The 13,536-nt window shown below is 54.0% G+C and carries 13 protein-coding genes; 6 read left to right on the top strand and 7 right to left on the bottom strand.

Annotated elements, in window-relative coordinates; translation table 11 throughout:
* From H6973_15195 to H6973_15185, 3 genes are all read right to left on the bottom strand, one after another.
* Positions 1 to 1,059: an efflux RND transporter periplasmic adaptor subunit gene (locus H6973_15195; protein MCP5126932.1), complete on the bottom strand. Its 1,059-nt coding sequence runs from the start codon at positions 1,057 to 1,059 to the stop codon at positions 1 to 3.
* 94 nt (positions 1,060 to 1,153) lie between these two features.
* Positions 1,154 to 2,191, bottom strand: a complete 1,038-nt coding sequence (locus tag H6973_15190; protein ID MCP5126931.1) for an FAD:protein FMN transferase — start codon at positions 2,189 to 2,191, stop codon at positions 1,154 to 1,156.
* A 65-nt stretch (positions 2,192 to 2,256) separates the two neighbouring features.
* On the bottom strand, positions 2,257 to 3,144 hold the full coding sequence (locus H6973_15185) for a CoA ester lyase (GenBank protein ID MCP5126930.1): 888 nt from the start codon (positions 3,142 to 3,144) through the stop codon (positions 2,257 to 2,259).
* Between the two features lie 419 nt (positions 3,145 to 3,563).
* On the opposite strand from H6973_15185, the gene H6973_15180 reads away from it, so the two are divergent.
* From H6973_15180 to H6973_15165, 4 genes are all read left to right on the top strand, one after another.
* Positions 3,564 to 4,613 carry a substrate-binding domain-containing protein gene (locus tag H6973_15180; GenBank protein MCP5126929.1) on the top strand — a complete coding sequence of 350 codons (1,050 nt, stop codon included), beginning with the start codon at positions 3,564 to 3,566 and terminating at the stop codon, positions 4,611 to 4,613.
* A 126-nt stretch (positions 4,614 to 4,739) separates the two neighbouring features.
* Entirely contained in the window at positions 4,740 to 6,272 is a 1,533-nt protein-coding gene (locus tag H6973_15175) for a sugar ABC transporter ATP-binding protein (protein ID MCP5126928.1), read from the top strand.
* Between the two features lie 13 nt (positions 6,273 to 6,285).
* Positions 6,286 to 7,461, top strand: coding sequence for an inner-membrane translocator (locus tag H6973_15170; GenBank protein ID MCP5126927.1), 1,176 nt, complete (start codon positions 6,286 to 6,288; stop codon positions 7,459 to 7,461).
* A gap of 80 nt (positions 7,462 to 7,541) precedes the next feature.
* Entirely contained in the window at positions 7,542 to 8,651 is a 1,110-nt protein-coding gene (locus H6973_15165) for a substrate-binding domain-containing protein (GenBank protein ID MCP5126926.1), read from the top strand.
* Here H6973_15165 and H6973_15160 read toward each other — a convergent pair.
* Positions 8,633 to 8,911: a hypothetical protein gene (locus H6973_15160; GenBank protein ID MCP5126925.1), complete on the bottom strand. Its 279-nt coding sequence runs from the start codon at positions 8,909 to 8,911 to the stop codon at positions 8,633 to 8,635. The two genes, H6973_15165 and H6973_15160, sit on opposite strands and share 19 nt — an antisense overlap.
* A gap of 253 nt (positions 8,912 to 9,164) precedes the next feature.
* Positions 9,165 to 10,052 carry a CoA ester lyase gene (locus H6973_15155; protein MCP5126924.1) on the bottom strand — a complete coding sequence of 296 codons (888 nt, stop codon included), beginning with the start codon at positions 10,050 to 10,052 and terminating at the stop codon, positions 9,165 to 9,167.
* A gap of 248 nt (positions 10,053 to 10,300) precedes the next feature.
* Here H6973_15155 and H6973_15150 point away from each other — a divergent pair, with 248 nt between their 5' ends.
* Entirely contained in the window at positions 10,301 to 10,825 is a 525-nt protein-coding gene (locus H6973_15150) for a universal stress protein (protein ID MCP5126923.1), read from the top strand.
* A gap of 87 nt (positions 10,826 to 10,912) precedes the next feature.
* Here the strand turns inward: H6973_15150 and trxB are convergent, their stop codons facing one another.
* A complete protein-coding gene (trxB, locus tag H6973_15145; protein MCP5126922.1) occupies positions 10,913 to 11,866 on the bottom strand; it encodes a thioredoxin-disulfide reductase in 954 nt (317 codons plus the stop codon).
* A gap of 134 nt (positions 11,867 to 12,000) precedes the next feature.
* Positions 12,001 to 12,600 carry a peroxiredoxin gene (locus H6973_15140; GenBank protein ID MCP5126921.1) on the bottom strand — a complete coding sequence of 200 codons (600 nt, stop codon included), beginning with the start codon at positions 12,598 to 12,600 and terminating at the stop codon, positions 12,001 to 12,003.
* A 239-nt stretch (positions 12,601 to 12,839) separates the two neighbouring features.
* On the opposite strand from H6973_15140, the gene phoB reads away from it, so the two are divergent.
* Entirely contained in the window at positions 12,840 to 13,532 is a 693-nt protein-coding gene (phoB, locus tag H6973_15135) for a phosphate regulon transcriptional regulator PhoB (GenBank protein MCP5126920.1), read from the top strand.
* The last annotated feature ends 4 nt before the right edge of the window (positions 13,533 to 13,536 follow it).

Here is a 13,536-nt window from a genome sequence, read left to right as displayed (position 1 = left end):
TCATTGACCTCCGCTCCGCGCCTGTTCCTTGAGATAAACGCCAGCCTGGATCGGGTTCAGGGCCACCGTTTCGCCGGCGTCCAGCCCGGCCAGGATTTCCACCTGATCCCCTTCGGTTCGGCCAGGCCGCACCTGGCGCAGGTTGACCCGATCGTTCTTGACCACGTAAACAGCGCTCACTTCGCCGCGTTGCGCGAGCGCGGCGCGCGGCACGGTCAACCGTTGATCCTCGCCCACCCGGAACGCGGTCTTGACGAACATGCCCGGATAGAACCCCTCGGTTTTGGGCGGCAGGTACACGCGCACCTTGAATACATTGCTCTGCGGATCAGCGTAGGGGAAAAAGGTTAGCTTCTCGGCGGGAATGCCAGGTCCGCCATTCGGTGGCAACACCCGCGCTTGACTGTACTGGCGCACCGGCCCAATGAGGCGCTGCGGTACGTTGACGATCACGCGCAATTCATCCAGTGAGAAACCGGTCATCAACGGCTTGCCCGGTTGCACAGTCTCGCCCAGCTCCACATGGCGCTCCAGGACAATGCCACTGTAGGGCGCATTGATCGTGGTGTAGCCCAGCGACTCCTTGGCCTGCGCAACGCCCGCCTGCGCTGCTTCCAGACGCGCCTTGGCGGCATTGAGCGTGGCGGTGGCGGAATCCATTTGCGCCTTGGATACCAACTGTTTTTCATACACGCCGCGAATGCGCTTGTATTCAGCGTCGGCTTCAATGAAACGGGCCTGCGCCTCGCGCAAAGCGGCCTGTGCCTGTTCCAGACCGGCGCGTTGTTCGATGTTGCGGATACGGACGATCGGCGCTCCTTGCGGAACGAAGTCATTAACATCGACCATGATCTCCTCGACCCGCCCCGCTGTCTGGGCGGAAACCGTGCTTTTGTTAACGGCCTCGACGACGCCGTCAAGCACCTGCTCATCGGGCAGGGTTTGTTGCCGGGCTTCAGCAACCGGAAAAGGGAGTTCCGCAGCGATCGCGGTTATGGACGGGATGGCCAGAAAACTGGGCAGGATGAGCAAGAGCAAGGGGCGAATTAGCGTGGACATGGCAGTCCCTCTCAAGCCGGATGGATGTCAGGTTTTGTATATTAGAAAATTCTAATGTTTTAGGGGGCAATGAACAAGGTCAGGGGTGCTTAGCCTATTGCATCAGATACTGTTCAAATTCCGACGTATAGCGCTCCTGGAACTCTCCCTTGGGGTCGACAGTGATAAAAAAAGCCGCCAAACGGTGGGCGCTTGCAAGTTGAAAACCAAATTCCGCACCCGAGGCCATCAGAGCGGTGGCGGTGGCGTCGGCGATCATGGATCGATTGGTAACTACAGTCACTGACGCGAGGGTTTGCGGCACGGGCCGACCGGTGCGTGGGTTGATGATATGTGAGTAGCGTTGGCCGTTCTGTTCGAAAAAATTGCGATAATCGCCCGAAGTCGAGACACTGTGATCACCTGGTTGAATCAGCCGTTCCACCGCGCGTTGGCCCGCGACCGGCTTTTCAATGGCAAGGGTCCAGGGTTGACCTTGGCCGTTGTGGCCCTTTGCGCGAATCTCGCCAGCAATGGAAACCAGGTAGTTCTCAATGCCCGCCGCCTCGACCAGCGCCGCCAATTGATCGACGCCGTAGCCCTTGGCGATCGCGGAAAGATCCACATACAGGTCGGGACGGTCTTTCTTGAGCGCTGGCGGCTCCTCGCGGACGCTTAAATGCCAATAGCCGACCCGCTCGCGCTCCTGGACAATTTCGGCATCGCCGGGAACCTGGTCACGGCGCGGCGCCGGGCCGAAGCCCCATAGATTCACCAGCGGCCCAACGGTGATGTCAAAGGCCCCACTGCTTAATTCGCTGATCCGCAGTCCCTCGGCAACGATTTGTTGCAATTCGGATGATACCGCGATCCACTCAGTGCTGGGATTCTGGTTGAAGCGGGAAAGCTCGGAATCGGGGTCATAGGTGGATAGCGTTTTGTTGATGCGCGTCAGCAGGGCTTCGACTCGCGTCTGGAAGTCAGCGTGCAGGGTTTCACCCGGCGAGGGAACCAGTTTGAGGTCATAACTTGTCCCCATAGTCGCGCCGGTGAAGCGCATGGTCGGATCAGGCGATGTTGGTTTACAAGCAGCGAAGGTTAGAACTGCCAGCAGCAGCGCCGCGGAATAGAAGGGAGTGGAGAGTTTTTTCATCATGAAGAACTCCCCTCGCCCGCTGGTGGGAGAGGGGTTGGGGGAGAAGGAAAGGGAGATGGGTCTTAACCCTTAGCGGCGGCTTCCATTGCCGCAATGGCGTCGGCCATGCTAACCACGCGGCGGGCGCTCTCGACGTGAAGGTTCTCGACCAGCCGCCCATTGACCACGACGACCCCTTCGCCACGCGCGGCGGCGGCGGCGTGCGCCTCGATGATTTGCCGCGACCAGGCGACATCTTCTGATTTTGGCGTGAAGACCTGATTGCAGGGGCCGACCTGTTTGGGGTGGATGAGCGTCTTGCCGTCGAAGCCGAATTCACTGCCTTGCCGGCATGCGAAATCAAAGCCGGACTCGTCGTTCAAATCAAGATAGACGCCGTCGAGAATACCCAATCCTGCGGCGCGGGCGGCCAACAAGCACAGACCGAGCGAAGTGACAAATGGCAGCCGTTCGTGGGTGTGAGCGCAGTCCAGTTCCTTGGCCAGATCGGAAGTACCCATGACCAGGCATTCCATGCGTGGCGACGCCTTGGCGATTGACTGGGATTCAAGAATGCTGCGTGGAGTTTCCATCATCGCCCAGATCGTCATCTTATCCGGGGCGCCGTTGGCTTCCATGATCGCCTCCATGTGGTGGATAGCATCGGCGCTTTCCACCTTGGGCAGCAGCAAAGCGTCAGCGCCGGATTTCGAGGCCATGGCGATGTCTTCATAGCCCCAGCGCGTCGACAGCGCGTTAACGCGAACGATGATCTCGCGCATACCGAAACCGCCGGCGGCGACGGCTTCACAGACTTGCTTGCGGGCCAGTTCCTTGGCGTCAGGCGCAACGGCGTCTTCGAGATCGAGAATCAGGCCATCGGCGGGCAGGGTGCGGGCTTTTTCCAGGGCGCGCGCATTGGAACCGGGCATATACAACACACTGCGGCGAGGGCGTGCAGATTTAGGCATGGCAGGATTCTCCTGTTTATGGATTGTGTGGTAGGGAATTTTGCCTTTCGGATGCCGACTAGCTATCCCGTCAATCTTCGATGGTTAAGTTATAATCAATGGTGAAGTATATCTTGGAAATCGAGCTTCTGGCGGCCGGCGCCACGATAGCAATCAGGCACTTCGAATCGATGTCACCCGGAATGCTTCTTGCCGCTTATCTGAAAAAATTATTAATAATTAAATATTTGTTGTCACTATATCCTGCAGGACTACCTCCAAGGAAAACCCTCAAAATAAAGAAACTACACTTTCAAAAGGGACTACACTTCAAATTGAACATCCGAATAACCCTGATCCGCCTTCCCTGGCCGACGATGCCGGTCAAGCGTTCGTTCGGTTGGTTGATCAAATAATTTTCATTATATAAGGAGGATTCAATGAACCAAAAAAATCTCAAGATTCTGTTCATCGTGGCTGCCTTGGCGATTTTTGCCGTGGGCGGCAAGGCGTTTGGCGCCAAGCCGGTCAAAGTCTGCCTTTTATTGAAAACTATGCAGGAAGAGCGATATCAGCGCGATAAAGCCGATTTCACCGCGAAAGCTGAATCCCTGGGTGCTGAAGTCGTGTTTGATTCAGCCAACAACGATGAACAGGCGCAATTATCCAAGTTTGAAAACATGCTGTCCAAGGGCTGCAAGGTCATCGTGCTACAACCGGTGAATACTGGAACGGCTGGTAACATGGTCAAGACGGCGAATGAAGAAGACGTAAAGGTCGTCGGCTATGATTCGATGCTGGTCAATGGCCCACTCGACATCATGGTCATGCAGGATAGCTGGGCGGTCGGGAAGCTTCAAGGTGAGGCGATGTTGGACTGGTTCAAGAAACACAAGGGAAAAGTCGAAGGGAAAGTCGCACTCATTATGGGACAGCCGGGCGATTCCAACGCGGCCGCCATGAGCAGCGGTGCCTTGGAGATCATCAAGAATACCCCAGGCTTGGAACTGGTGGTGGAGCAATCCCACGAAGGCTGGTCCAGCGATAAGGCGATGGCCACGACTGAAAATGCTTTGACCAAGTATAAGAACCAGGTTGATGCGTTTCTCTGCAACAACAGCGGCATGGCCAGGGGCGTGGTCGCGGCGCTCAACGCGCAAGGTCTTGCCAACACTGACAAGGTGTTTGTCGCCGGCTCCGATGCCGATCTGGCCAATATTCAATATGTGGCGCAGGGTAAGCAAACCCTCGAAATCTGGAAGAAAGTGAAGCCACTGGCAGAGACCGCCGCGGAAATCGCGGTCAAACTGGCGCAAAACCCTGACAAGAAACCCGCCGAGCTGGTCAAAATCGACAAAACGATCAATAACGGTGCGGTCGATGTGCCAACCGTTGTCACCGAGATCGTTCCGGTCACCAAGGAGAACCTGGACTCCACCGTTATCGCGGGAGGGCTTTATACCAAGGAGCAAGTCTACGGCAGTAAATAATAGTTAACCGGTTCTGATCGAGTTTCCTTCGCACGACGGGATCATCTGTTGAAGCCCATTTTTATGGTCAATATAAAAGTGGGCTTTAATAATTAAAACTTGATATAAGACGGGACGGTGAATTCAATGGGCGAAATCGTATTGGAAATGAAAAACATCGTTAAGGATTTTCCTGGTGTGCGCGCCTTGGACGATGTCAATTTCGAAGCGCGATCAGGAGAAGTGTTGGCCTTGATGGGTGAAAATGGAGCAGGAAAATCAACCTTGATGAAGGTTTTGAGCGGAGTCTGGTCCTATCCAACCTATCAGGGAGATATTTATCTACGGGGAAAGCTTAAACGGTTTTATAACACCAAAGAGGCGGAAGCGTCGGGGATCGCCATCATCTATCAGGAGTTGAATCTGATCCCGGAATTGACGGTCGCTGAAAATATTTTTCTGGATCGCCAAATTACCAATGCGTTTGGCATGATCAATTGGAGCAAACTGTTCGCTGAAACGCAGCGCTTATTGGATGAACTCAATATCAAGGATTTCAAACCGACCGATCAAGTCAAGAACTTGACTGTCGGAAAACAACAAATGGTGGAAATTGCCAAGGCCTTATCCAAAAAGGCTGATGTATTGGTATTCGATGAGCCTACCTCCGCTTTGACCGATAAGGAAGTTGCGGCATTGTTCGAGATTATTCGGAAGTTAAAGCGCCAAGGCGTTTGCATGTCCTACATTTCGCACAAGATGGAAGAACTCCAGCAAATCGCGGATCGCGTGGTGGTGCTGCGGGATGGGAAAACCATCGGCGATGTGACGCCAATCGCCGAGATCACGCTGGATCAACTGATTAGCCGTATGGTCGGGCGTGATGTCAAGGATATGTTTCCCAAGGGGAAATGTCAGCGCGGTGAAAAAATGCTGGAAGTCAGGAATTTTGAGATCGACAACCCGGATTTGCCGGGTCAGAAGAAAGTCAAAAACGTATCCTTCTGTGCATATAAGGGGGAAATTCTTGGTTTTTCCGGATTGATGGGGTCGGGACGAACCGAGTTGGTCTCGGGGATTTTCGGAGCGCCGCCAGGTCCGGCTCGGGGTGAAATTTACTTGAGTAATCAGCCTGTGCATTTTCGCTCCCCACATGATGCGATTGAAAAGGGTATTGCTCTGGTTACCGAGGACCGAAAACGCATCGGACTGATTTTGGGGCAAAGCATCGTCCAGAATATGATGATCAGTTCACTGGAAACCGTTGCCAATTATCTGGGCGTGATTAATCAAGCCAGGGAGCGAAACCTGGCCCAGAATTACGTAAAGCAATTGTCGATCAAAACCCCCGGACTCGACGTCAAAATTGATACGCTCAGCGGCGGTAACCAGCAAAAAGTCATTTTGGCCAAATGGCTTAACACCAAACCAAAAGTTCTGATCCTCGACGAGCCTACTCGTGGCATCGATGTGGGCGCGAAAGTCGAGATTTACAATTTATTGAATAAGCTGGTTGAGGATGGAGTTACAGTGATTATTATTTCCTCGGAACTCCCGGAAGTCATGGGAATCAGCGACCGTATCTTGGTGATGTGCGAAGGGGAGATCGTGACTGAGTTGACACGCGAGGAAGCAACCAAGGAACAGATTATGGCCTATGCTACTGGTAGCCGAAAATAAGGAGGATAACAACATGACAAACAGCGTAACCAACGATCAAGGCGCGCAAGGATTTCTACAAAGCGATGGGGTTCGGGCCTTTCTCAAGTTTTTGAAGGATAATGGAACCCTAGTCGCTTTGATCGTGTTAATGGTCATTTTTAGCTTCTGGGATGATGCTTTCTTTACGCCGAGAAATTTGACTAATTTAGCTCGGCAAACAACGATTGTTGGCATTATCGCGGTTGGCATGACCCTGGTTATCATCATTAACGGAATCGACCTGTCGGTCGGTTCGATTGTTGGACTGGCCGCGATTGTGGTGACCCTTCTGATGCAGTCCGGCGTCAATATCTGGGCGGCGATCATCATCACCTTGTTTCTGACCGGTGTTCTCATTGGGCTTTGGAATGGTTTCTGGATCGCGCATTACAATATTCCACCTTTCATTATTACCTTGGGGATGATGACAATTGCCAGGGGTTTGGCCCTGACTCTTTCCAAGGGCGGCTCCGTGCCCGTGACCAACTCAATTTTTTCGGAGATTGGAGGCGGATACTTTTCCGTAACGATTTCCACAGTCGCGATATTGGTGATTCTCGGATTTTTGCTCTTCTCTGAATATCGCGATCTGAAACAAAAACAAAAATATGGCGTCGAAGTCAAACCGCAGGAATTAATCACCGCTGTAGTCGTCATGCTGCTCGCTGGCGGCGTGACCCTGTATGCCTTCACCTATCGCGGTCTACCTTATCCAGTCGCGATTTTCGCGGTGATTGCATTTATAGGTACTTTCATACTTCAGAGCACCAAATTCGGACGCCGAATTTATGCGATGGGTGGCAATGAAGAGGCGGCGCGGCTATCCGGAATTAATATCTTCCGCATGAAGCTTGGCATTTACTGCATTATCACCACCCTCTCGGCCCTGTCTGGCATTCTGCTGGCATCGCGGCTTAACGGCGCCTCCCCAAACTTGGGCATCATGTTCGAACTCGATGCAATTTCGGCTGTGATTATTGGTGGAACGAGCTTTTCCGGCGGCGTAGGCACCATCATCGGCACGGTCATCGGCGCATTCATCATCAGCGTGCTCAACAACGGCATGAGTCTGTTGGAAGTACCGACTTTTTACCAACTCATTATCAAGGGATTTATCATTATCCTGGCGGTATGGTTCGACGTTTTGAGCAAGAGGAAACGTGGGTAAAAGTGGATTCGACGAGCAGGAAGCCGAGCGTACTCATGCTCAAATTCACCCATCATTATTACCTTGGGGACATCACGAATATGGCAAAGCCGCCGCCTGTAAACTCAAATGGGCCATCCGTCATGGCCCGAACCCTTGTGCTAATTCTGTTGATCATGGCTTCGGCGATATTTCCGTCCCTTGGGATGGGGGCTGAACCATCGGTCAAGATTGGTTTTCTTCTGAAGACCTTGCAGGAAGAGCGCTACCAAACCGACAAGAGCCAGTTTATAACCCACGCCGAGTCACTGGGTGCGCAAGTTCTGTTCGACTCCAGCGGGAACAACGAACTCACTCAATTGCAGCAGTTTGAAAAAATGCTGGATGAAGGGGTTCAGGTTATCGTTCTCCAGCCCGTCAATACCGGAACCGCCGGAGCGCTTGTGCGCCTGGCGAATCGAAAAGGCGTCAAAGTGGTCGGCTATGACTCGCTGGTGGTCAACGGTCCTCTGGATATCATGGTTATGCAGGATAGCTGGGCAGTCGGTCGGTTGCAGGGAGAAGCCATGGTTAAGTGGTTCCAGCAACACCACGGCAAGGTTGAAGGCAAGGTTGCATTAATCATGGGGCAACCAGGCGATTCCAATGCGGCCGCCATGAGCCAGGGCGTTCTGGAAACGATTCAAAAAAATCCTGGATTACAACTGATCGCCCAGATATCCCACGTCGATTGGTCTCCTGACCGAGCCATGGAAACTACAGGTGTTTTATTACTCAAGTATAATAATAAAGTAGATGCTTTTGTTTGTAATAATAGTGGCTTGGCCAGCGGAGTAATCGCGGCGCTGGACTTGGAAAAACTGGCTGATGTGGAGAAAGTTTTTGTAGCGGGATCGGATGCGGATTTGAAGAATATTCAATATATCGTTCAAGGCAAGCAGGCGGTCGAAATTTGGAAAAAGATCAAGCCATTGGCATTCGCGGCTGCTGAGATAGCCGTCGAGATCGCCAGGAACCCCGGTAAATCCCCTGTTGATATTGGCAAGGAGTTCGGCAAGGAAGATCTGCGATTTGCCATGATCGATAACGGGTTCGCCAAGATTCCAACCGTTATTACTCCTGTTGTTTTGATTACCAAGGATAATATTGATAGTACTCTAATTGCTGAAAAGGTGTTTTCCAAAGAGCAAGTTTATGGTGGAAAACAATAAGGCTCTTCCTGTGTTTCGGGGGCTTTAGCATCGCTGATCGGATTGATCGACCTGTTGAATGACTGGTTGGACGATAATCCCGAACTCAAGCGAATTTTTGCAATCTGGATTCGAGCCATGGTGCGGCGGCACAGCCAGAACCGTTTAGTGCTGCCGAAAGTGCCGACTTGCGTCTGGAAGTCGGTGGGCAGGGTTTCACTCGGTGTGGGAACCAGTTTGAGGTCATAACTCGTCCCCATGGTCGCGCCGGTGAAGCGCACGGTCGGATCAGGCGGCGTCGGTTTACAAGCGGCGAAGGTTATACCAATTACCGTTAGGTTTAACTCGAAAAAACTGATGAACCGCCAAGCTCACTACGGAAAAGGAAGATTCAAAATCTATCGGTAAACGGTATTAGAATCGCTAGTAATAGCGCCGCGGAATAGAAGGGAGTGGAGAGTTTTTTCATCATGAAGAACTCCCCTCGCCCGCTGGTGGGAGAGGGGTTGGGGGAGAAGGAAAGGGAGATGGGTCTTAACCCTTAGCGGCGGCTTCCATTGCCGCAATGGCGTCGGCCATGCTAACCACGCGGCGGGCGCTCTCGACGTGAAGGTTCTCGACCAGCCGCCCATTGACCACGACGACCCCTTCGCCACGCGCGGCGGCGGCGGCGTGCGCCTCGATGATTTGCCGCGACCAGGCGACATCTTCTGATTTTGGCGTGAAGACCTGATTGCAGGGGCCGACCTGTTTGGGGTGGATGAGCGTCTTGCCGTCGAAGCCGAATTCACTGCCTTGCCGGCATGCGAAATCAAAGCCGGACTCGTCGTTCAAATCAAGATAGACGCCGTCGAGAATACCCAATCCTGCGGCGCGGGCGGCCAACAAGCACAGACCGAGCGAAGTGACAAATGGCAGCCGTTCGTGGGTGTGAGCGCAGTCCAGTTCCTTGGCCAGATCGGAAGTACCCATGACCAGGCATTCCATGCGTGGCGACGCCTTGGCGATTGACTGGGATTCAAGAATGCTGCGTGGAGTTTCCATCATCGCCCAGATCGTCATCTTATCCGGGGCGCCGTTGGCTTCCATGATCGCCTCCATGTGGTGGATAGCATCGGCGCTTTCCACCTTGGGCAGCAGCAAAGCGTCAGCGCCGGATTTCGAGGCCATGGCGATGTCTTCATAGCCCCAGCGCGTCGACAGCGCGTTAACGCGAACGATGATCTCGCGCATACCGAAACCGCCGGCGGCGACGGCTTCACAGACTTGCTTGCGGGCCAGTTCCTTGGCGTCAGGCGCAACGGCGTCTTCGAGATCGAGAATCAGGCCATCGGCGGGCAGGGTGCGGGCTTTTTCCAGGGCGCGCGCATTGGAACCGGGCATATACAACACACTGCGGCGAGGGCGTGCAGATTTAGGCATGGCAGGATTCTCCTGTTTATGGATTGTGTGGTAGGGAATTTTGCCTTTCGGATGCCGACTAGGTTAGCGCAGTCGGCGCAGAGCGGAAAGTCAGCGCAACATAATGGATGAAAGAGAGGTGGGTTTTCAAAGAAAAATATTTGTTGTATGAAGAAGGCGTCATTTTCTCTTGCACGTCATCGGTCGTGGAAACAGGTGCGCGGCGACCGGGTCGCAAGGCTTTGTAACTCTTGTTCTGGAGTGAATCCATGGTTCCCGAAGTCAAAACCATCTTGTACACCACGGCGCTGGGCAGCCACACTCGACCGGTATTTCGCTTTACCATTGGGCTGGCCAAGCAGTTAAACGCCCGCATCATCCTGCTGCATGTCGTGGAGCCGTTGAGTAATTCGGTGCGGTTTTTGATCGACTCCTACTTGCAACCGGAGGCTGCCGAACATCTCCATCACGTATCGAGCCAGGATATTTTAGAAAAGATTCATAAACGTATGGAGACGTTTTGCGAAGAAGAACTGGGCGCAACACTGGAACAAACTGAAGTGATTTCCGAAGTGCGGGTGGCTAGCGGCGAGTCTTCGGAAGTTATTCTGTACGAGGCGGAGCGGCACAATGTGGATATGATTATTATGGGTACGCACACCGGTTCAGGGCTGCGAACCGGTGGTTTGTTGGGTTCAACGACTCGTCGGGTCACCCATCTGTCGAAGCGTCCAGTGTTGGTTGTTCCAGTGGATGACAGCACGAACCAGGAATGGGCCAAGCCGCTGATTTGAGCTTGGTCGAGCAGGTTAGCAAATAGTAGGGCGGGTTAGCGGAGCGTAACCCGCCGAACATCTTAGTTTGCCAGTCGCAGACCGTTTTTAGCTCAACCCATCCAGATACTTGTCCGCATCCAGAGCCGCCATGCAACCGCTGCCGGCGGAGGTGATCGCCTGTCGATAGACATGGTCGGCTACGTCACCAGCGGCAAATACGCCTGGAATGCTGGTTGAGGTCGCGCCGCCTTCACTACCGGTCTTGATCAGAATGTAGCCATTACGCATTTCCAACTGGCCCGCAAAGAGGTCCGTATTGGGTTTGTGGCCAATCGCGATGAACAAGCCTGTAAGCGGAATATCTTTCTTGGCATCGGTTTGGACATTGCGTACCCGAATGCTGGTTACACCGCTGTCGTCGCCCAACACTTCATCCAGGGTGGAGTCCAGTTCCAGATGCACCTTGCCGCTGTTCACTTTCTCCATTAGCTTGTCGACCATGATCTTCTCGGCGCGGAATTGCTGACGACGATGAATCAGAGTCACTTCGCTGGCGATATTAGCCAAGTACAGCGCTTCCTCAACGGCGGTATTGCCGCCGCCCACTACCGCGACTTTCTGATTACGATAGAAGAAACCGTCGCAAGTGGCGCAACCGGACACGCCTTTGCCCATGAACGCCTGTTCGGAAGGTAGCCCCAGATACTGGGCGCTGGCGCCGGTGGCGATGATCAGCGCATCGCAGGTGTATTCCCCGGAATCGCCGATCAGTCGAAAGGGCCGCTCTTGTAGATGCGCCGTATGGATGTGATCGAAAATAATCTCGGTATTAAAACGCTCGGCGTGCCGTTTCATCCGCTCCATGAGGTCGGGACCCATCAGTCCTTCCACATCGCCTGGCCAGTTATCGACCTCGGTCGTCGTGGTCAGTTGCCCACCCATCTGCAAACCGGTGACCAGGACCGGGTTAAGATTGGCGCGGGCGGCGTAAACGGCGGCAGTGTAGCCAGCGGGGCCGGAACCCAGAATTAATACGCGACAGTGCTTTGAGGTGCTCATCGGGGCGTCTCCTGATTTTTCATTGGTAACGGGCAATGCCGGAACGCAAGCGTCCAAGGCCGGGCGCTGGCGTGCGGGTACTACCTCACTTCTAACCCCTCTCCCAAGGGGAGAGGAGCATTTCTATACAGTTCTTACAGCGCCGCAGAATTCTCGGCCAGATAAGCGGCCACGCCTTCAGCCGTCGGCTTCATTCCCTTGTCGCCCTTCTTCCACCCGGCTGGGCAGACTTCGCCGTACTGCTCGTTGAATTGCAGAGCTTCGATCAGACGCACCATTTCATCCACTTCGCGGCCCAGCGGCAGGTTGTTGACGATCTGCGCCTGCACCACGCCGGCTTTGTCGATCAGAAACGAGCCGCGCATCGCCACCCCGGCGGGATGCTCGATGCCATAAGCCTGGGTGATCTCATGCTTGACATCGGCGACCAGCGGAAACTGCACCGGGCCAATGCCGCCCTTGTTAACCGGCGTATTGCGCCAGGCATAATGCGAATACTGCGAGTCGATGGAGACGCCCACCACTTCCACGCCCAGTTCCTTGAACTTGGCGATGCGATGATCATGGGCGATGATTTCCGATGGGCAGACAAAAGTGAAGTCCAGGGGGTAGAAGAACAACACGACGTATTTGCCGCGCAGCTCGGAGAGCTTGAAGTTCTCCTTGATCGAGCCATCGGGCATAACGGCGGCGGCGGTGAAATCAGGGGCTTGTTGGGCAACCAGAACGCTCATGGAATATCTCCTCAACAGTGGGTGGCGAAATGCCGTGGGTTAGTGTGGCGCAAAGCTTAAGCGAGGCCAATTCATTATGGAAATTGAATCATTCAAATGACCTCATAGCGATTGGCTATGAAAATCCGTCCGCCTGGCGTCTTGTCACTTCCCTGTCATCAAATTGCCTTAAATACAGAAATCCATAGCAACGACTTTGGGATACATTTGGGACGGTTCGAGCGAATTCAAGAGGGCGCATGAACACAAAACGCATTTTAATCGTGGAAGATGAGCAGCCGATCCGGGAAATGGTCGTGTTTGCGTTGACTAACGCCGGTTATGAGGTGGAAGAGGCCGCTGACGCCCGACAGGCGCAGGCCAGCATCGTCGAGCAACTGCCGGATTTGATCCTGCTGGACTGGATGTTGCCTGGCATTAGCGGAATTGACTACGCGCGCCGGTTGAAAAAGGACGATCTAACCCGGGAACTACCCATCATTATGTTGACGGCCCGCGCCGAGGAAGAAGACAAGGTGCAGGGTTTGGAAAGCGGCGCGGATGATTATGTGACCAAGCCGTTTTCGCCGCGCGAGGTGGTGGCGCGCATCCGGGCGGTGCTGCGCCGGGGCGGTCCGGCTGCCGAAGATGAAATTCTGCGCGCGAATGGTCTTTCGCTGGATCTGGCCAGTCATCGGGTCAGCGCTGACGAATCATTACTGGAGATGGGACCGACCGAATACCGGTTGCTGGAGTTTTTCATGTCGCACCCGGAACGGGTCTACAGTCGCGGCCAGTTGCTGGACCGGGTTTGGGGCAGCAACGTCTATGTCGAGGAACGCACAGTAGATGTGCATATTCGCCGGTTGCGCAAGGTGCTGGAGCCACAGGGTTATGATGCCCTGATCCAAACCGTGCGCGGCGCGGGTTACCGGTTTTCCACTCGGGTTTAGCGTC

The sequence above is a fragment of the Gammaproteobacteria bacterium genome, assembly GCA_024235095.1.
In the GTDB taxonomy this organism is placed as follows: Bacteria; Pseudomonadota; Gammaproteobacteria; order Competibacterales; family Competibacteraceae; genus UBA2383.
Note: the sequence above shows the minus strand (reverse complement) of the source record. Positions and strands in the feature narration are given on the sequence as shown.